This is a genomic window from Mycolicibacterium confluentis (genome assembly GCF_010729895.1).
Classification (GTDB): Bacteria; Actinomycetota; Actinomycetes; order Mycobacteriales; family Mycobacteriaceae; genus Mycobacterium; species Mycobacterium confluentis.
On sequence record NZ_AP022612.1, the window covers coordinates 327,592 to 346,474 of the forward strand.

The window sequence follows — 18,883 nt, forward strand, 5'->3', positions numbered from 1 at the left end:
CGTGGCCCGGGTGGTTGTGCACGTGATGCCCAAGGCCGAGATTCTCGACCCGCAGGGACAGGCGATTGTCGGCGCGCTGGGCCGGTTGGGCCACAACGGTGTGTCGGATGTCCGCCAAGGCAAGCGTTTTGAACTCGAGGTGGACGACAGCGTCGACGACGACACGCTCGCCGAGATCGCCGAGTCACTGCTGGCCAACACGGTCATCGAGGACTGGACGGTCACGCGGGAGGCGCAGTGACTCGCGTCGGTGTGATCACATTCCCCGGCACGCTCGACGACATCGACGCCGCGCGTGCGGCGCGGGCCGTGGGTGCCGAGTCGGTCAGCCTCTGGCACGCCGACGCCGACCTCAAGGGCGTCGATGCGGTGATCGTGCCCGGCGGGTTCTCCTACGGCGACTACCTGCGGGCCGGCGCGATCGCCCGGTTCGCCCCCGTGATGGGTGAGGTGGTGGCCGCGGCCAACCGCGGACTTCCGGTGCTGGGCATCTGCAACGGCTTCCAGGTGCTGTGCGAGGCCGGCCTGCTGCCCGGGGCACTGACCCGAAACATCGGTCTGCACTTCGTCTGTCGCGATGTGTGGCTGCGCGTGGATGCGACGTCGACGGCGTGGAGTTCGCGCTACGAACCCGGCGCCGAGATCCTGGTGCCGCTGAAGTCCGGCGAGGGCCGCTACGTCGCGAGCGACGCGGTGCTCGACGAACTCGAGGGCGAGGGCCGTGTGGTGTTCCGCTACGTGGAGAACCTCAACGGCTCGCAGCGCGACATCGCCGGCATCAGTTCGGCCAACGGTCGGGTGGTCGGTCTCATGCCGCACCCCGAGCACGCCACCGAGGCGCTGACCGGACCGTCGGACGACGGTCTGGGAATCTTCTACTCCGCGTTGGACGCTGTCCTGGCGGCCTGAGGCAGGTTCGCCCGGATCTCGATGTCGCGCGATTCGGCGGACTCGGGGTCGTCCGACGTCACACACACCCGCACCGCGCGCCCGTCGCCGTCGACGAAGTTCAGCGGGCCCCCGTCGGGTTGCAGGTGCTTGTCACCCCATTGAATGAGCGCCAGCAGGATCGGCAGCAGTTCCTCGCCGGCTGAGGTCAGCACGTACTCGTCGCGCACCCTGGCGCCGGGTTCCTGATACGGCGCGCGGGCGACGATGCCTGCCGCCTCGAGTTGCCGCAGCGCGCGGGAGACCGCGGGCGCGGATGCGCCGATCCGGTCGGTGAAGTCCTCGAACCGCCTGGTCCCGTAGAGACATTCCCGGACCACCAGGAAGGCCGTCTTGGTGCTCAGCAGGTCGAGCACCTTCGCGGCTGAACAGGCGTCGGTGCGCCACCGGCTGCGGTCCTGCAGGCGCCCCTCGAAGGTCATGGCCATCCACCCAGTGTAACTAACGCTTGCATTACTCAGGTGAACATGCCTAGCATGACCTGACTAACGTAGGAATTACTCAGATGGGAGCAGGGGCATGGTGGCTGTCGAAGACAGTGTGGTGGTGGTGACCGGAGGGCGGCGCGGACTGGGCGCCGCGATCGTCGACGAACTGCTGCGCCGCGGCGCACGCAAGGTGTACGCCACGGCGCGGGAGGACTATGTCGACGAAAGGCCGAACGTGGTCACCCGTCGACTCGAGGTGACGTCGGAGCGGTCGATCGCCGAACTGGCCGCCGCGGCAACCGACGCCGAGATCGTGATCAACAACGCGGGCATCCTGCTTCCCGGCGCACTGCTCACGGCCGAGATGAACGACGTCTCAACCACATTCGACGTCAACGTGTTCGGGCCGCTGCGGGTCACCCGGGCGTTCGCACCCATCCTGGCGAGCCATGGTGGCGGGGCGGTCGTCAACGTGCACTCGGTGCTGGCCTGGCTCGGCGGCAGCGGCGCCTACGGCGCGTCCAAGGCGGCGATCTGGTCGGTCACCAACTCACTGCGGACCGAACTCGCCGAACAGCGCACCCAGGTGCTCGGTGTGCACGCGGGTTTCATCGACACCGACATGGTCTCGGCGATCCCGCTGCCCAAGACCGCCCCGGCCGACGTCGCCCAACGCATCCTCGACGCCCTCGAGGCCGGCGCCAACGAGGTGCTCACCGACGACGCCACCGCACAGGCCAAGGCGGCCCTGTCCGGGCCCGTCGAGAACCTGACCTTCGCCCTGTCCCACTGACCGAGGAGACCCGACATGCCACTGTGGACCATCCACCACACCCCGGGTGTCTTCACCGACGCCGACAAGAAGGAACTGTCCGAACGCATCACCGACCGCTACGCCGAGGCCGGCCTGCCGCGGTTCTACGTCGTGACGGTCTTCAACGAGATCCCGCACGGCGACATGTATGTCGGCGGGGTCGCACCCACCGCCGGAGTTCGTGTGGTCATCGACCACATCGCGCGCCGTGCCGCCGACCAGGCGCACCGGCACGGGATCGCGCGCTGGGTCCACGCGATCCTGGACCCGTACCTGAGCCGGCATCCGGACCTGCACTCGGAGTTCCACATCGACGAGACCAGTGAGGACCTCTGGATGATCAACGGCCTGATCCCGCCACCGGCGCGCTCAGAGGCCGAGCAGCGCTGGGTGCGGGAGAACGCCGTCAGCCCGTACTAGGGGCTCAGCGCCACCGACGCCTCGGCGGTGTAGCACAGGAACGTCAGCGTCTCCTCCAGATACAGCTGCACCGTCTCGGCGTCGTGCGACAGGTAGCCGATGCTGACGTCGGTGCCCAACTGCAGGTCGAAATCGCCTCCGCGGGTGGACAACACGAACGCGCCGTCGATGGCGGGCGCCCAGATGATGTCACCGTCGACAAGCCTGTTGATGTGCTCACGGATCGGATAGCCGTGCGCGGTGGTCTCGCTGACCTGCGTGTAGATGTCGGCCGACAGCAGCACCGAGTATGGTCCGTCGACACCGGCCAACCGAAGCTCGCTCAGGGCTTGGGCGATGACGTCGGGGATCTCGCGCGGGTCCTCCGGGATCGCGAGGGCGGGGTTGGAACTGCACTTGCGGATGCCGCCGATCGAGGCCGCCTCGTATCCCTCGAAGATCGCGCGATCCTCGACGAACGCCAGCTTCTTCGCGGCATCCTTGACCGGATCCCAGTCCGAGTCCTGCGACCCGCGCTCGACGTCGTCGATGTCGATCCGCTTGACGGTGAACGGAACCCGCAACCGCACCAGTGGGCGGGCCTCACGCAGATGCGCGACCACACCGTCGGACGGCGAGGCGACATCGAGCAGATGGCCCGTGCTGATGCCCGCGGTCACGGGGCCGCCGGGCTCGCTGACGTCCACGACGCGTCGGCCCGCCACATGGCGTTTGAAGGTGCGTGTCGCCTCCAATTCGATCTCTGCCCAAGCGGCGTCGGTGACCGGAGCCAGTTCGCGGTACAGGTTGTTCATTGAGGTTGTCCTTTCAGGCTGCCGATCGCCAACGAGCCGTCGTGGCGGGGAAGCGTCTGCGGTGCCGAATCCTCTTCATTCGCCGCCTCATCGGGCACCGGCGGGGGGTCGTCGAGGAAGTCGATCGAGGGGACGAAGAACATCCCGCCGGTCTTCGCGGTCGAGAAGTCCAGGATGCGGTCGGTGTTGCCCGGCGGGTTGCCGATGAACATGTTGCGCAGCATCTTCTCGGTGACATCCGGGTCAGCGGAGTAGGCGATGTAGTACGTCCCGGAGTCGCCGTCGCCCAGCGTGCCGAACGGCATGTTGGCGCGCACGATGTCGAGTTCGTTGCCGTCCTCGTCCACCAGGGTGTTCAGGGCCACATGGGAATTGGCCGGCTTGACGGCGTCATCGAGTTCGATGTCCTCGAGCTTGGTCCGGCCGATCACGAGTTCCTGCTCGGTGACACTCAGCGCGTTCCACGCCGCCATGTCGTGCGTGTAGCGCTGCACGTGCACATAGCTTCCGCCGGGGAAGTCCGCGAAATCCGGGTGGCCCTCGCCGATCTGGACGGCCTCGACGGCGTCGGCCCCGTCCGGGTTCTCGGTGCCGTCGACGAAGCCCAGCAGATCCCGCTGCTCATAGAACTTGAACCCGTGCACCTCGTCGACCACGGTGACCGCACCGGACATGGAGTCGAGGATCCGTCCGCCCAGTTCGTAACAGACGTCCATGGATTCCGCCCGGATGTGGAAGAGCAGGTCCCCCGGAGTGGAGGGCGCCTGGTGGCGACCGCCGTCGAGTGCGACGAAGGGATGCAGCTTGGCCGGGCGCGGTCCGGCGAACAACCGGTCCCAGGCCGCAGAACCGATGCCGGCCACCACATTCAGGTGCGCCTGCGGGGTGCGGAAGCCGACCGCCCGCACCAGGCCGGAGATTCCGGTCAGCGCGTCATGCACCCGTGCCGCGGCGTCGTCGCCGTCGTCGATGGTCGCGACGAGGAAGATGGCGGCGGGGGTCAGTGGCGTGAGGATCGGTTGGGGTCTGCCGGTGGCCACCCGTTGACATTAATGCCCTCAGGCGCTCGACAATGTGCCGACTGCGCGGATTTGCCTGGTTTTCGGCCGAGAACGCGACAATTCCGCACACTCGGCGGCCGCTGAGAGGTGGCGGCAGGCGACAATGGCAGCCATGTCTGCCAGCGCATCGGGCCTCTGCGAGTTCATCGACGCCTCGCCGTCGCCGTTCCACGTCTGCCGCACGGTCGCCGCGGCCCTGAGCGACGCCGGGTACATCGAACTCGAGGAGACCGACGCCTGGCCGGACTCGGGCCGCTTCTTCACAGTGCGCGCCGGATCGCTGGTGGCCTGGGACAGCAGCGGGGCTCCCGGCGGCGCGTTCCGCGTGGTCGGCGGGCACACCGACAGCCCCAACCTGCGGGTCAAGCAGCACCCCGACCGCGCGGTCGCGGGGTGGCAGATGGTGGCGCTGCAGCCCTACGGCGGGGCCTGGCTGAACTCCTGGCTGGACCGCGAACTGGGGATCAGCGGACGGCTCTCGGTGCGGTCCGGGTCGGGGCTGCGGCATTCGCTCGTGCGCATCGACGACCCGGTGCTGCGCGTGCCCCAACTGGCGATCCACCTGTCGGAGGACCGCGCGGGAGTCAAGCTGGACCCGCAGCGACACGTCAACGCGGTGTGGGCGGTGGGTGAGAGACCCGGATCGTTCCTGAGTGTCGTCGCCGACGCCGCCGGGGTCGACGCCGACGACGTCCTGGGCTTCGACCTGATGACGCACGACCTGACGCCCTCGGCGGTGTGGGGACCCGGCGCGGAGTTCGTCAGCGCGCCCCGACTGGACAACCAGACCACCTGCTACGCGGGAGTGCAGGCCCTGCTGGACGCACCCGCCGGGGAGTACGTGCCCGTGCTGGCACTGTTCGACCACGAAGAGGTGGGTTCGACCTCCGACCACGGGGCCCAGTCCGACCTACTGATCACGACCCTGGAGCGCATCGTGCTGGCCGCGGGCGGCAGCCGCGAGGACTTCCTGCGACGCGTCGCGGGGTCGATGGTGGCCTCCGGCGACATGGCGCACGCCACGCATCCCAACTACCCGGACCGGCACGAGCCCGGCCATCTGATCGAGGTCAACGGCGGCCCGGTGCTCAAGGTGCAGCCCAACCTGCGCTACGCCACCGACGGTCGGACGGCCGCGGCCTTCGAGTTGGCGTGCCGTCAGGCCGGTGTGCCGCTGCAGCGCTACGAACACCGCGCCGACCTGCCCTGCGGTTCCACCATCGGGCCCATGACCTCGGCCCGCACCGGCATCCCCACGGTCGATGTCGGGGCCCCGCAGCTGGCCATGCACTCCGCGCGTGAGCTGATGGGCGCGCACGACGTCGCGACGTACGCGGCTGCGCTGCGGGCCTTCCTGGCGCCCGCCTGAAACGCATCGCGGTCTGTCGGAGCCTTGGACTAGCGTCGCGGGCATGACTCTGAGTGTGGCGATGGTGACAGTGGACACGCACGATCCCGACCGGCTCGCGGCGTGGTGGGCCGAGGCGGTGGGCGGCACCACGTCGCCCGTGATGCCGGGCGAGTTCGTCACGGTGACGCTGCCGGACGGCGGCAACCTGGGATTCCAGCGCGTCGACGACCCGACGCCGGGGAAGAACCGGGTGCACGTGGACTTCACCGATGACGACATCGACGCCGCGGTGGCGCGGTTGGTGTCCCTGGGGGCGGTGGAGAAGGCCCGACAGAGCTTCGGCGACGAGTTCGCATGGGTGGTGCTGGAGGATCCCGACGGCAACGCGTTCTGTGTGGCGGCGGGGCACTGACCTGCATCCGGCGCTGCCGAAGCGGGGAGAAACGCCCTGCTCGCCAGCGCTTACTAGACTGTCTGCGTGACCAGCCCCGAAGTTGACACCGTCGAACGTGCCGCCGCCAGCCCCGACCAGCCGCAGCCGTTCCGTGAACTGGGGCTCAAGGACGACGAGTACGAGCGCATCCGCGAGATCCTCGGCCGTCGTCCCACCGACGCCGAACTCGCGATGTACTCGGTGATGTGGAGCGAGCACTGCTCCTACAAGTCCTCCAAGGTGCACCTGCGCTACTTCGGTGAGACCACCACGGACGAGATGCGCGCGGGCATGCTGGCCGGCATCGGCGAGAACGCCGGCGTGGTCGACATCGGCGACGGCTGGGCCGTGACGTTCAAGGTCGAGTCGCACAACCACCCGTCCTACGTCGAGCCCTACCAGGGCGCGGCCACCGGCGTCGGCGGCATCGTGCGCGACATCATGGCGATGGGCGCGCGCCCGGTGGCGGTGATGGACCAGCTGCGGTTCGGCGCGGCCGACGCTCCCGACACCCGTCGGGTGGTCGACGGTGTGGTCCGCGGCGTCGGTGGTTACGGCAACTCCCTGGGCCTGCCGAACATCGGCGGCGAGACCGTCTTCGATGCGAGCTACGCGGGCAACCCTCTGGTCAACGCGCTGTGCCTTGGTGTGCTGCGCAAGGAGGATCTGCATCTGGCGTTCGCGTCGGGCACCGGCAACAAGATCATCCTGTTCGGCGCGCGCACCGGCCTCGACGGCATCGGTGGCGTCAGCGTGCTGGCCTCGGACACCTTCTCGGGCGACGAGTCGGGATCGGGACGCAAGAAGCTCCCGTCAGTGCAGGTCGGTGACCCGTTCATGGAGAAGGTGCTCATCGAGTGCTGCCTCGAGCTGTACGCCGCCGACCTGGTGGTCGGCATCCAGGACCTGGGTGGAGCCGGATTGTCCTGCGCCACTTCCGAACTCGCATCGGCGGGCGACGGCGGCATGGCCATCGAGCTGGACAAGGTGCCGCTGCGCGCGGCCAACATGACGCCGGCCGAGGTGCTCTCCAGTGAGTCCCAGGAGCGCATGTGCGCCGTGGTGACTCCGGAGAACGTCGAGAAGTTCATGGCCGTCTGTCGCAAGTGGGATGTGCTGGCCACCGTGATCGGTGAGGTCACCGACGGCGACCGCCTTGTCATCACGTGGAACGGCGACACCGTCGTCGATGTGCCCCCGCGCACCGTCGCGCACGAGGGTCCCGTCTATGAGCGTCCCGTTCAGCGTCCGGAAAGCCAGGACGCCCTGATCGCCGACAGTTCCAAGACCCTGCCGCGGCCCAGTACGGGTGACGAACTTCGTGAGACCCTGCTGGCGCTGCTGGGCAGCCCGCACCTGTGCAGTCGGGCCTTCATCACCGAGCAGTACGACCGCTACGTGCGGGGCAACACCGTCCTTGCCGAACATGCCGACGGCGGCGTGCTGCGCATCGACGAGGAGACCGGGCGCGGTGTCGCGGTATCGACAGACGCCTCCGGGCGCTACACCCAACTCGACCCGTACACCGGCGCGCAGTTGGCGCTCGCCGAGGCGTACCGCAACGTCGCCGTCACCGGGGCGACCCCGGTCGCGGTGACCAACTGTCTGAACTTCGGCTCCCCCGAAGACCCGGGTGTGATGTGGCAGTTCTCGCAGGCCGTCCGCGGTCTCGCCGACGGCTGTGCGGCGCTGGGGATTCCGGTCACCGGCGGCAACGTCAGCTTCTACAACCAGACCGGGTCCACCGCGATCCTGCCGACACCCGTCGTGGGTGTGCTCGGGGTCATCGACGACGTCACCCGGCGGATCCCGACCGGGTTCGGCACCGAACCCGGGGAGACGGTCTTCGTCCTCGGCGACACCCGCGACGAGTTCGACGGGTCGATCTGGGCGCAGGTCACCGCCGACCACCTGGGTGGCGTGCCGCCGAAGGTGGATCTGGCCCGCGAGCAACTGCTGGCCGAGGTGTTGACCGCGGCGTCGCGTGACGGCCTGATCTCGGCCGCCCACGACCTGTCGGAGGGCGGCCTGATCCAGGCGGTCGTCGAGTCCGCGATCGCAGGCGAAACCGGTTTCCGCCTGCTGCTTCCCGAGGGCGCCGATCCATTCGTCACGCTGTTCTCCGAATCGGCCGGGCGGGTCCTGGTCGCGGTGCCGCGCACCGAGGAGAGCAGATTCCGGGCGATGTGCGAAGCGCGCGACCTGCCGGCCACCCGGATCGGCGTGGTCGACCAGGGATCCGACGATGACGGGCCCGCGATCGAGGTGCAGGGGCTGTTCACAGTGTCACTCGACGAGGTCCGCGCGACGTGGGAGGGCGTGCTCCCGAAACTGTTCGGGTGACCTTGACGCCATGACCGCGACGGGCGAGCGCACGGCTCCGCACCCGCTCCTGCTGTGGGCGTGGGGCCTGCTTCGCCTCGACTTCGTCGGTGTCGTGTTCGGTGCGCTGTTCTTCTGCCTGTCGATGACTCCGTCGCTGCTGCCGCGCAGTTGGGAGTTCGCCGGGCTGATCGGCGGCGTCAACGCCGCAATCGGCTACGGGGTCGGCGTCCTCGTCGGAAAGATTGTCCGGCACTTCGCGTTACGCAATCGCGATTGGTGGCCTCCGTCGAAGACGGTGCTGTGGCGGCTCAAGATCGTCAGCGTGGTCACCGCGATCGGTGCGAGCCTGCTCATGGTGGCGCCCGCCGCGGCCTGGCAGCGTCAGGTGGCGGCGGTGATGGGCATGGAGGGCCCGGCGACGCTGGGGTACTACCGCACCCTGCTGCTGGCACTCGCGGTCGGCGGTGCGCTGATCGCGGCCTCGCGCGTGATCCTGGACCTGATCAGACTGGTCGCACGATTCCTGAAGCGGCGTTGGCAGATCAACGACGAGGTCGCGCTGTTCATCGGCACCGCGGTGGTGGTGATGCTGGTGGTCATGCTGATCAACGGTGTGCTCTACCGCGGGTTCCTGGCCGGAGCTTCTCGGGTCTTCCAACCGCAGAACGCCGCCACCCGAGAAGGTGTCGTGGCGCCGACCCAACCCGAAAGGTCGGGCAGCCCAGAATCATTCGCGCCGTGGGACACGCTCGGCTTCCAGGGCCGCAACTTCGTCGCGACCGGTCCCAGCGTCGAGGAACTGACCCGCGTCAACGGCAGGCCCGCCAAGGAGCCGATCCGGGTCTACGCGGGCCTGCAGACCGCCGACACCGACGAGGGCCGGCTTGCGGTGCTGCTCAGCGAACTTCAGCGGACCCGGGCGTTCGAGCGCAAGGCCCTGATCATCGTGCCCACCACCGGAACCGGATGGGTCAATCCCGTCGCCGCGCGCTCGGTCGAGATGCTCTACAACGGCGACACCGCGATCGTCGCTCTGCAGTACTCCTATCTGCCCAGTTGGATCTCGTTCGTCGGTGACCAGGAGAAGTCCGTCACTTCAGGACGCATGCTGATCGACGCCGTGCAGGGACGGTGGGCCACGCTGCCGCCGGATCGCCGGCCCAAACTCATGCTGTACGGCGAGAGCCTGGGTTCGATGGCGGGCCAGGGGGCGTTCGGATTCCTGCCCGACGTGTCGCTGATGGGTTTCGACTCGGTGCTCTGGGTCGGACCGCCGCAGGCCAGCACGCTGTGGCGCGCACTCATCGAACGGCGTGACCCTGGCACCACGGAGGTCTCACCGCGTTACGACAACGGGCGCACGGTGCGCTTCTCGCAGGGGGCCGACGCGGAGGAGATCGCCCGCGACACCGCGGACCCGTGGGAGGGGACGCGCGTGCTCTTCCTGCAGCACGCGTCCGATCCGATCGTGTGGTGGTCACCGGACCTGATGTTCTCGCGGCCCGACTGGCTCATCGAACCGCCGGGCCGGGACCGCACCGCAGCCATGCGGTGGTATCCCTTCGTGACGTTCTCTCAGGTGGGCGCCGACATCTTCAACGCAGCGGGAGTGCCTGGGGGACATGGCCACAACTACGGGCATTACGTGCTCGACGGCTGGGTGGCGGTAGCGCCGCCCGACGGGTGGACCCCCGCCGACACCGAGCGCATTCGGAACGCCCTGGACAAGGCCGCGGCCGAGGACGGGCCGGAGACCTGATGTCCGGCGATCAGCGCGGCGCAAAGGCTGCCGCGGTGGGCCTGGGTACGGCGCTGGTCGTGTGGAGCACGACGGCCGGTCTGCAGATTCCGGGCCGGCGCCATCCGCTGATCCAGGCCGCGCTCGGCACGGCGCTGGCGCTGAGCGTGCATGCGCCTCTTGGGGTGCGTGGCGCAGCGCTGCGCAGCGGTGTGCGCTGGGGCGCGCTGGGTGCCGCTGTCGTGACCGCCGGTGTCGCCGCGACCACTGCGGTCCCGATCATCCAGGCCGGGATGGCGGCGCGCGATCTGCCGACGCCGCAGTGGAAATGGCTGGTTTACGAGATTCCGCTCGGCACAGTGTGGTCGGAGGAGTCCGCCTACCGGGCCGCGCTGGGCACGCTGGCAGAGGTCGGGTTCGGCCCACGGGCGGGCAGACTGCTGCAGGCCACGGCGTTCGGCCTGTCGCACGTCGTCGATGCGCGCGGTGCGGGGGAACCGGTGCTGGGCACCGTCCTGGTGACGGGGGTGGCCGGATGGGTGTTCGGGTGGTTGGCGCACCGATCGGGCAGCGTCGTCGCGTCGGCGTTGACTCATCTGGCGATCAACGAGGCGGGCGCCGTCGCCGCCGGATGGGTGCAGCGCCGGGCGGTCTGACTTCAGACGTCACGGCTGTCGAATTGCAGCAGATGCGGTTCGGTCTCCAAGTCGTCGATGCCGAAACTGATGATCCGCCGCGGCGTGATTCGGATGATCGCGGTGTCCAGCGCGTCGCCGTTGGGTTCCACAGTGGGGGAGCGGGTTTCGGCCTGCTCGGCGGTGCCGCGGATCTCCAGGCAGCGCACCCGCCACGGGTCGCGCGAGGCGATATCGTCGACGACGAACGCCACGGCGCTGTGGTGCTCGAGGTTTCGGTACTTGCGGCTTTTCGACATGCTGTACCCGTGGATGTCGATGGTGCCCAACTCGGCGTTGTAGGTGAAGCCGACCGGACTGTTCTGCAGTGTGCCGTCGGGGGCGATCGTCGCCAATCGGCCCAGCGCGACGTTCGCCATGTAGTCGATCTCGTGCTGTTTGAAGGTCATAATCGCCACGCTATGACCTGAACTTTGGTTGAGGTCAATGGGTCACGGATTGATGGTGTACTCGCCGACCTGGCGGCCCCACACGTAATCGACGAACATCGGTTGTCCGAGTTCGAGGTGGTTGTAGGGCGCGATGCTCGCCCCGGTGTCCACGACGAGATAGGGCGCAGGCCAGAGTTCTCGGGTGATGGACTGCCAGCAACCCGGCCGCCCGCCCGGCCCGCCTTGGGCGTTGATCCTCGGCAGGTTGTCGGGGTAGATGTAGGGCGGTTCGGCGCCGTTGACCCCGCCCCCGCTGACGCTGCTCAACGAGTAGCCGTTCGAGCCGAGAGCGCCTGCGACGCGGGGAGCCACCTGCGCGTAGTTGCGGATCGTGCAGAACAGGGACGGGCTGTGCCGGTCCAGCACGGTGGACGTGGAGACGAGGTCGGCGGCCGAGCGCAGCAGGTAGGGGGCGGTGTGGTCGAACACGTCGGCGGCCGTGCTGCCGAACCCGATCGAGGCCAGCAGGGCCGCATCGAGCGCCCCGCGCAGTCGATGCACCGAACCCGCGGTGGTGGCCGCGTCGGCCAGGGCGTCCCACAACTGCGGTCCGGAGGCCGTGTAGACATCGGCCAATTCAGCCAATCGGACGGTGTCGTAACGAAGTTGGGGCAGTCGAGGGATCACGGCGTCGAAAGCCTGATTGGCCGACGCCCAGGTCTGCGGCCAGGGGGACCGTTGACCGGTCAGGGCGTCGGCGAGCGCCGACAGTGTGGTGTTGAGCCGCACCGGATCGACCTGCTCGGCGATCGACATGATGGTCTCGAACAGTGTGTTGAACTCGGTGGTCACAGCACTGACGCGGATCACCTCTGTGGGCGAGATCGGTTGCGGTGAAGGATCTTCCGGCGAGGTGAACGACACATACTTGTTGCCGAAGACCGTCGTGGCGGTGATGTCCACGCGAGCGTTGGACGGCACGATGCGGGCGTAGCGGGGCACCACGGCGAGGGTCAGCTGGGCCATGGTGTTGCCCTCGACGTCAACGGCGTCCACCGCGGAGACCCGGCCGATGTCCACGCCATTGAGGGTGACCTTCGCGCCCGGATCCATCACCAGTCCGGCGCGGTCGGCATGCAGACGCAACTGGGTCGTGGGTGTGAACGCACCGCGAAACTGGCCGTAGGTGATTCCGACGGCCCCCACCATCAGCAACAACAGCACCGCGCCCGCTGCCCGGCGCCGAGCCCCGTCCATCGTCTGAGAACCTAGGGTATGGCCGCCCGTCGCACCGCTGATCCGGCAAAGACGCGCGCCGCGGTGGCGGCACTGGCCCCGTGGCTGCGCGACGAGAACACAACCGCGCCGGCGCGCACCGAACTCGCCGAGGCCGTGCGCCTGACCGCGCGAACCCTGGCCGCGGACGCCCCTGGAGCGTCCGTCGAGGTCCGCGTCCCGCCGTTCGTGGCGGTGCAGTGCATCGAAGGCCCGCGGCACACGCGGGGCACCCCGCCGAACGTCGTGGAGACCGACGCCCGCACCTGGCTGGGTCTGGTGACGGGGCTGCTGACGGTCGACGACGCGGTCGCGACGGGCCGGTTGACGCTCTCGGGTGCGCGTGCGGGCGAGGTGGCCGCCTGGCTCCCGTTGCTCCCGGGTGTGCTCAGCGGAAGTACGGATACTCCTGCACCCAGTTGAACCCTCGGTTGAGCAGGGTGAAGTCGGTGGGGTCGGTGCGGAGGAGATTGATCCGAACGGGCCGGCCGGCCAGTTCACCCTCCAGGCGCAGCCCGTCGCCGCCATCCCGCGTGAACGCGAACGTCGCGGCGGTCTCCGGCGCGGTGATCGTGAGGGTGTGCGCCTGTGGGTCCACTTCGGCCGGAACCGTCACCAGCCTGCCGTCGACGCGCTGAATGGTCGCCGCGCCAGCGGTGTCGATGGCCAGACGTCCCCAGCGGTGCTCGTCGGTGGCCAGCGGTGGGACCGCCGCGCCGTCGCGCTCGAACTCGGTGACGTTCCAGATCCCGTGCAGCGGTGGTTCCGGGCTGCCGCCGCCGTACTCGCGCCACGCGGTCCAACTGGTGAACGCCGATCCCACGAGCATCCATGCGCCGAGCAGCACCTGCGCCGTCACCGCGATGTGGTTGGCCCGGCCGGAGTCGAACAGCGCCGGCTGCGTCGGCGGTTCGGTGGCCCGGTGCAGCACCAGGAAGTCGACCAGCCGGCGGATCTGCGGAGCCAGCAGCACCAGGGCCAGCGCCAGCAGGTGAAACGACAGGATCTTCACCGGGACGTCGAACGTCATGTTCAAGACGAACACCTGGCCCATGCAGGCCGCGCTGACCAGCGCTCCCAGCGTCGCGGTGCGCGGTGCGAACAGCAGCAGGCCGCCCAGCACCTCGGCCGCACCGAGCAGCATCTCGTACGGGTGGGACGAGCCGACCTGCAGCCAGAGCACCGACGCTGGGCTGAAATCGCCGTAGGGCTGGAGCAGCGCGCTCAGTGGTGGCGCGGGCATCTGGGTCGGGATCAGCTTGGCCATGCCGTAGAACAGCATCTGCCCGCCCAGGCACAGCCGCAGAAAGGTCAGGAACCATGCCTGCAGGCGCGGGTACGCACGCCTGCGCCGGTCCAGGACGCTCCACACCGCGGTCGCCACCACCGCCACCACCAGCAGGCAGAACGCCATCACCCAGATCGCGGCCTGGTCACCGCTGCCCGAATCGAGGTGCAGTTCGGCCTCGACACCGAAGACCGTGCGGCCGACCCAGCCGAAGACTGGCGCCAGCGTCGCCATCTGCCAGAGGACGGCACCGTCGGGCAGCCAGTGCGAGATCGGGCCGGTGAATGCGTAGGAGATCTGGGCGAAGAGCAGGCAGAACAGTCCGAAGTAAACGACACAGAAGCGGAACGCGAGGCGCGTGATTGGGTGCCAGGAGGGTGCGGCGCCGTCGTCATCGGTCGTGATCTGCTTCACGTCGTCGGTGTCGACCGCACTCACTGCGCCCCCTCGGTTCGGTTTCGGTGGTCGCCAGCCGATGCTACCCGGAGGGCTGATGCGAACCGGGTCTCAGTTCTCTGAATGCGCTGTGCAGCAAGGTATCTGGTGGGATTCGCCTGCGTGCGGCGTCGTATTCGTGGCGGACTGTGTCATATTCACGGCGATGTGAGATTGGCCACCGAGGGCACGCATCGGGCGCAAATTTGGTTGCACGTGGACGTCGCGGTCGTGAACTGGCCGTAGACTTGAGCCTTGTCACCAACCCCCTCGTCAGGGAGCAGCCCGCAAACGTGACCGAACAACCGATCGACCTCGAGAATTCCCCCCGTGAAGAATGCGGCGTGTTCGGAGTCTGGGCACCCAGCGAGGATGTCGCCAAGCTGACCTATTACGGCCTCTATGCGCTGCAGCATCGCGGCCAGGAGGCCGCAGGCATTGCGGTGGCCGACGGCACGCAGGTTCTGGTCTTCAAGGATCTCGGCCTGGTCAGCCAGGTATTCGATGAGCAGACTCTGGCCGCCATGCAGGGCCATGTCGCCATCGGGCACTGTCGCTACTCGACCACGGGTTCGACCACCTGGGAGAACGCGCAACCGGTGTTCCGCAACACCACCGCGGGCACCGGCGTCGCACTCGGGCACAACGGCAACCTCGTCAACACCACAGAGCTGGCCGCACGCGCTCGCGAGGCGGGCGTGATGGGAAGCGCCGGCACCCCGTCGGCGACCACCGACTCCGACATCCTCGGCGCGCTGCTCGCGCACGGCGCCGCGGATTCGAGCCTCGAACAGGCCGCCCTGGAACTGCTGCCGACCGTCCGTGGCGCGTTCTGCCTGACCTTCATGGACGAGAACACCCTGTACGCGGCGCGCGACCCCTACGGCGTGCGCCCGCTGTCGCTGGGACGCCTGGATCGCGGCTGGGTGGTGGCCTCGGAGACCGCGGCACTCGACATCGTCGGTGCGTCCTTTGTCCGCGACATCGAACCCGGTGAACTGCTGGCCATCGACGCCGACGGCGTTCGGTCCACCCGCTTCGCCAACCCCACCCCCAAAGGCTGCGTCTTCGAGTACGTCTACCTCGCCCGCCCCGACAGCACGCTGGTCGGGCGGTCGGTGCACTCCACCCGCGTGGACATCGGCCGGCGCCTGGCCCGCGAGATGCCGGTCGACGCCGACCTGGTGATCGGGGTCCCGGAATCCGGCACCCCGGCCGCCGTGGGCTACGCGCAGGAGTCGGGCATCCCGTTCGGACAGGGCCTGATGAAGAACGCCTACGTCGGGCGCACGTTCATCCAGCCCTCGCAGACCATTCGCCAACTGGGCATCCGGCTCAAGCTCAATCCGCTGCGCGAGATGATCCGCGGCAAGCGGCTCGTGGTGGTGGACGACTCGATCGTGCGTGGCAACACCCAGCGCGCCCTGATCCGGATGCTGCGTGAGGCGGGTGCCGTCGAGGTGCACGTCCGCATCGCCTCCCCGCCGGTGAAATGGCCCTGCTTCTACGGCATCGACTTCGCCTCACCGGCCGAACTGATCGCCAACGCGGCCAACGCCGAGGGCACTCAGGACGACATGATCGACGCCGTGCGGCACGCGATCGGCTCCGACTCGTTGGGCTACATCTCGCTGGACGGCATGATCAGCGCCACCGAGCAGCCCGCAACCCGCCTGTGCTGCGCCTGCTTCGACGGCGTCTACCCGATCGAACTTCCCAGTGAGACTGCGTTGGGCAAGAACGTCATCGAACACATGCTCTCGAATGCCGCACGCACCGGCGGAGCGCCGGTTAGCGTTGGGCAATCCGACAACGACAACGCTTCTGCACTGCGGCGCCCGTAACCCGGCGGGTAGCCGCGGTTGTCCTCACCGCGCTGCTGGCCGGTGGTTGTGGGCTGGGGCGCCCCAACGACGCCGTCAGTGGTGAGTACCTGACCGTCGGCACCACCGACAAGGTCGCGACGTTGGATCCGGCGGGGTCCTACGACAACGGGTCCTTCCAGGTGATGAACCAGGTCTACGGGTTCCTGATGAACTTCGTGCCCGGCACGGGTGAACTCAAGACCGACCTCGCCGAGCACTGTGAGTTCTCCGCGCCGACGGTCTACACCTGCGTGCTGAAGCCAAACCTCAAGTTCGCCAACGGCAACGAGCTGACATCCTCGGACGTGAAGTTCTCGTTCGACCGCGAGAACGTCATCAACGACCCCAACGGTCCGCAGTCGCTGCTGGCCAACCTCGCTCACATCGCGACCCCGGACCCGCTCACGGTGGCGTTCACGTTGAAGCTGCCCAACGACCAGACGTTTCCTCAGGTGCTCGCGACCAACGCCGGGCCGGTGGTCGACGAAGAGGTGTTCCCGCCGGATGGGCTGTTGGACGACAACGCGATCGCTGAGGCTGAACCCTTCGCCGGGCCGTTCACCATGACGACCCACCGCAAGAATGAACTCATCGGACTCAAGGCCAACACCGAATACCGCGGCCTGCTGGGCGAGCCGAAAACCCAACTGGTGGGCCTGAAGTACTACGCCAACAGCGACAACCTGAAACTCGACATCGCCAACCGTGCCATCGACGTGGCGTGGCGCAGCCTGTCTCCCACCGACATCGAGGGCCTGCGCAGAAACCCGAACCTCGTGGTGCACGAAGGTCCCGGCGGTGAACTGCGCTACATCGGGTTCAACATGGTGACCATGCCGGGATCCACCCCGGAGCAGAAGCTCGCCGTCCGTCAGGCGGTCGCATCGTCGATCAACCGCGAGGCGCTGTCCCGAGATGTCTACAAGGGCACCTACTCACCGGCGTATTCCGTTGTGCCGGAGAGCATCGCGGGCGCCAACGAAGCGTTCAAGGACATCTACGGCGAGAAACCCGACGTGGCCAAGGCGCGGCAGTACCTGGAACGCGCCGGTCTCCCCATCCCGGTTCGGCTCAACCTGCAGTACAACCCCGACCACTACGGCGTCTCCTCGTCGGAGGAGTACGCGGCGATCAAAGGCCAGTTGGATGCCACGGGCCTGTTCGACGTGAACCTGCAGTCCACCGAATGGGTCACCTACACCAAGGAGCGCGTCGCCGACGCGTACCCCCTGTACCAGCTCGGCTGGTTTCCCGACTTCCCGGACGCCGACAACTACCTGACCCCGTTCTTTCTGCCGGACAACTTCGTGGGCAACCACTTCGAGGACGATGAGATCACGAAGTTGATCACGGAGGAGGCCACCGAAGCCGACCCGGGGCGACGCACGGCGATGATCGGGCGGATCCAGGATCTGATGGCAAGCAGCCACATCTCCACTCTTCCGCTGCTCACCGGGAAGCAGATTGCTGTGGCGGGCAAGGACATCGACGGTGTGCTGCTCGACAAGTCGTTCAAGTTCCAGTTCACGCCGCTGAGGAAAGTCTCATGACCGTCACCGTGGACACCGGTCCCAGCGCGGCCCCGGACCCGGCGACTCGCCGCGGTGGGCAGTCCCGGTTCGGCGCGTTGTCGCGCTACCTCGGGGTGCGGGCCCTGCTGATCATCCCGACCGCGTGGTTCCTGGTGACACTGGTGTTCTTCCTGATGCGCGGCATCGGTGACCCGATCACCGCGGCGGCGGGCGGACGCCTGACCCCGGCGCAGATCGCCGAACGCAAGGCCGAAGCCGGATTCGATCGTCCGCTGCTGACGCAGTACTGGGAGTACATCGCGGGCCTGTTCCGCGGTGACTTCGGCACCACGCTGACGGACCGCAGGCCGATCACCGACATCCTGTTGGTCAACGGCGCCGCCACTCTGGAGCTGGCGTTCTGGTCGCTGCTGATCGCCTTGGCTCTGGGAATTCCCTTGGGGCTCTTCGCCGCCACCCACCGGGATCGGTGGGCCGACGTGAGCCTGCGGCTGCTCGCGGTGCTTTTCTACGCCGCTCCGGTGTTCTTCGTCGGCATGCTGGGAAAGCTGCTGTTCTCGGTCAAGCTCGGCTGGCTGCCCGCATCGGGGCGGTCGAGCGCCTCCACGGAGATCGCGCTGTCGGAGGTGCGACCGCAGACCAACATCATGATCGTCGACGCGATCCTCTACGGCGACTCGACCTACATCATCGACGTGCTGTTGCACGCGATCCTGCCGGCGCTGGCGCTCGGACTGCTGACGGCCGGGGTGTTCCTGCGGTTGGTTCGCGTCAACATGCTCCAGACGCTGCGGTCCGGATACGTCGACGCCGCCAAGGCCCGCGGCCTGTCCCCGGGCGTGGTCACCCGCAGGCACGCGTTCCGCAACGCGCTGGTGCCAGTGGTGACCGTGATGGGCATGCAGGTCGCGCTACTGCTCGGCGGCGCGGTGCTCACCGAGACCACGTTCGAGTGGAACGGCCTGGGACTGCAGTTGGCGCATTATCTTTCGGCGCGGGACTTCGTTGCGGTACAGGGCATCGTGACCATCATCGCGCTGATCGTCGCGGTGATGAGTTTCGTGATCGACCTGGCGGTGGCGTTGATCGACCCGAGAGTGCGGTTCTAGT

General features: G+C 68.0%; 19 protein-coding genes. 13 read left to right on the forward strand and 6 right to left on the reverse strand.

The features are described 5' to 3' along the window. Position 1 precedes the first annotated feature (1 nt). Both purS and purQ read left to right on the forward strand, forming a co-directional pair. The gene (gene purS / locus G6N34_RS01415; RefSeq protein WP_068252512.1) at positions 2–241 is read left to right on the forward strand and encodes a phosphoribosylformylglycinamidine synthase subunit PurS; all 240 of its coding nucleotides are present in this window, start codon (positions 2–4) and stop codon (positions 239–241) included. Further along, a complete protein-coding gene (gene purQ / locus G6N34_RS01420; protein ID WP_109788682.1) occupies positions 238–909 on the forward strand; it encodes a phosphoribosylformylglycinamidine synthase subunit PurQ in 672 nt (223 codons plus the stop codon). The genes purS and purQ overlap by 4 nt, the downstream gene beginning before the upstream one ends. On the opposite strand, the gene G6N34_RS01425 is transcribed toward purQ, so the two are convergent. Continuing rightward, positions 876–1,370 (reverse strand): winged helix-turn-helix transcriptional regulator, encoded by a 495-nt coding sequence (locus G6N34_RS01425; protein ID WP_197746700.1) that lies wholly within the window; start codon positions 1,368–1,370, stop codon positions 876–878. The two genes, purQ and G6N34_RS01425, sit on opposite strands and share 34 nt — an antisense overlap. A 97-nt stretch (positions 1,371–1,467) precedes the next feature. On the opposite strand from G6N34_RS01425, the gene G6N34_RS01430 reads away from it, so the two are divergent. Continuing rightward, complete coding sequence (locus tag G6N34_RS01430) at positions 1,468–2,169, forward strand: SDR family oxidoreductase (protein ID WP_085156406.1); 702 nt, start codon at positions 1,468–1,470, stop codon at positions 2,167–2,169. A gap of 15 nt (positions 2,170–2,184) precedes the next feature. Next, the gene (locus G6N34_RS01435) at positions 2,185–2,610 is read left to right on the forward strand and encodes a tautomerase family protein (RefSeq protein WP_085156403.1); all 426 of its coding nucleotides are present in this window, start codon (positions 2,185–2,187) and stop codon (positions 2,608–2,610) included. Here the strand turns inward: G6N34_RS01435 and G6N34_RS01440 are convergent. Beyond that, the gene (locus G6N34_RS01440) at positions 2,607–3,404 is read right to left on the reverse strand and encodes a family 1 encapsulin nanocompartment shell protein (protein WP_085156401.1); all 798 of its coding nucleotides are present in this window, start codon (positions 3,402–3,404) and stop codon (positions 2,607–2,609) included. The two genes, G6N34_RS01435 and G6N34_RS01440, sit on opposite strands and share 4 nt — an antisense overlap. Beyond that, the gene (locus G6N34_RS01445) at positions 3,401–4,444 is read right to left on the reverse strand and encodes a Dyp-type peroxidase (RefSeq protein WP_085156398.1); all 1,044 of its coding nucleotides are present in this window, start codon (positions 4,442–4,444) and stop codon (positions 3,401–3,403) included. Before G6N34_RS01445 ends, G6N34_RS01440 begins: the two co-directional genes overlap by 4 nt. A gap of 133 nt (positions 4,445–4,577) precedes the next feature. Here G6N34_RS01445 and G6N34_RS01450 point away from each other — a divergent pair, with 133 nt between their 5' ends. The 5 genes from G6N34_RS01450 (at position 4,578) to G6N34_RS01470 (ending at position 10,968) form a co-directional block, all read left to right on the forward strand. After that, entirely contained in the window at positions 4,578–5,834 is a 1,257-nt protein-coding gene (locus G6N34_RS01450; protein WP_085156468.1) for a M18 family aminopeptidase, read from the forward strand. Between the two features lie 43 nt (positions 5,835–5,877). Then, on the forward strand, positions 5,878–6,228 hold the full coding sequence (locus tag G6N34_RS01455) for a VOC family protein (RefSeq protein WP_085156395.1): 351 nt from the start codon (positions 5,878–5,880) through the stop codon (positions 6,226–6,228). A gap of 66 nt (positions 6,229–6,294) precedes the next feature. Continuing rightward, on the forward strand, positions 6,295–8,592 hold the full coding sequence (gene purL, locus G6N34_RS01460; protein WP_085156392.1) for a phosphoribosylformylglycinamidine synthase subunit PurL: 2,298 nt from the start codon (positions 6,295–6,297) through the stop codon (positions 8,590–8,592). 10 nt (positions 8,593–8,602) lie between these two features. Beyond that, positions 8,603–10,333, forward strand: coding sequence for an alpha/beta hydrolase (locus tag G6N34_RS01465; RefSeq protein ID WP_085156389.1), 1,731 nt, complete (start codon positions 8,603–8,605; stop codon positions 10,331–10,333). Continuing rightward, positions 10,333–10,968, forward strand: coding sequence for an Rv0804 family intramembrane glutamic endopeptidase (locus G6N34_RS01470; protein ID WP_085156386.1), 636 nt, complete (start codon positions 10,333–10,335; stop codon positions 10,966–10,968). The genes G6N34_RS01465 and G6N34_RS01470 overlap by 1 nt, the downstream gene beginning before the upstream one ends. A 2-nt stretch (positions 10,969–10,970) precedes the next feature. Here the strand turns inward: G6N34_RS01470 and G6N34_RS01475 are convergent, their stop codons facing one another. Both G6N34_RS01475 and G6N34_RS01480 read right to left on the reverse strand, forming a co-directional pair. Further along, positions 10,971–11,396 carry a PPOX class F420-dependent oxidoreductase gene (locus G6N34_RS01475; RefSeq protein WP_085156383.1) on the reverse strand — a complete coding sequence of 142 codons (426 nt, stop codon included), beginning with the start codon at positions 11,394–11,396 and terminating at the stop codon, positions 10,971–10,973. A 42-nt stretch (positions 11,397–11,438) separates the two neighbouring features. Next, positions 11,439–12,635: an MCE family protein gene (locus G6N34_RS01480; RefSeq protein ID WP_085156380.1), complete on the reverse strand. Its 1,197-nt coding sequence runs from the start codon at positions 12,633–12,635 to the stop codon at positions 11,439–11,441. A gap of 18 nt (positions 12,636–12,653) precedes the next feature. Between G6N34_RS01480 and G6N34_RS01485 the strand changes: the two genes are divergently transcribed. Further along, positions 12,654–13,076, forward strand: coding sequence for a sterol carrier family protein (locus tag G6N34_RS01485; protein WP_085156378.1), 423 nt, complete (start codon positions 12,654–12,656; stop codon positions 13,074–13,076). Here the strand turns inward: G6N34_RS01485 and G6N34_RS01490 are convergent. Then, positions 13,042–14,379, reverse strand: coding sequence for a DoxX family protein (locus G6N34_RS01490; protein ID WP_308213255.1), 1,338 nt, complete (start codon positions 14,377–14,379; stop codon positions 13,042–13,044). The genes G6N34_RS01485 and G6N34_RS01490 overlap by 35 nt on opposite strands. 290 nt (positions 14,380–14,669) lie before the next feature. On the opposite strand from G6N34_RS01490, the gene purF reads away from it, so the two are divergent. The 3 genes from purF to G6N34_RS01505 all read left to right on the forward strand — a co-directional run bounded on the left by purF (position 14,670) and on the right by G6N34_RS01505 (position 18,882). Beyond that, positions 14,670–16,220 (forward strand): amidophosphoribosyltransferase, encoded by a 1,551-nt coding sequence (purF, locus tag G6N34_RS01495; RefSeq protein ID WP_085156376.1) that lies wholly within the window; start codon positions 14,670–14,672, stop codon positions 16,218–16,220. A 53-nt stretch (positions 16,221–16,273) separates the two neighbouring features. Then, complete coding sequence (locus G6N34_RS01500; RefSeq protein ID WP_085156373.1) at positions 16,274–17,791, forward strand: ABC transporter substrate-binding protein; 1,518 nt, start codon at positions 16,274–16,276, stop codon at positions 17,789–17,791. Between the two features lie 134 nt (positions 17,792–17,925). Next, positions 17,926–18,882 carry an ABC transporter permease gene (locus tag G6N34_RS01505; protein WP_234813098.1) on the forward strand — a complete coding sequence of 319 codons (957 nt, stop codon included), beginning with the start codon at positions 17,926–17,928 and terminating at the stop codon, positions 18,880–18,882. Position 18,883: the final 1 nt, after the last annotated feature.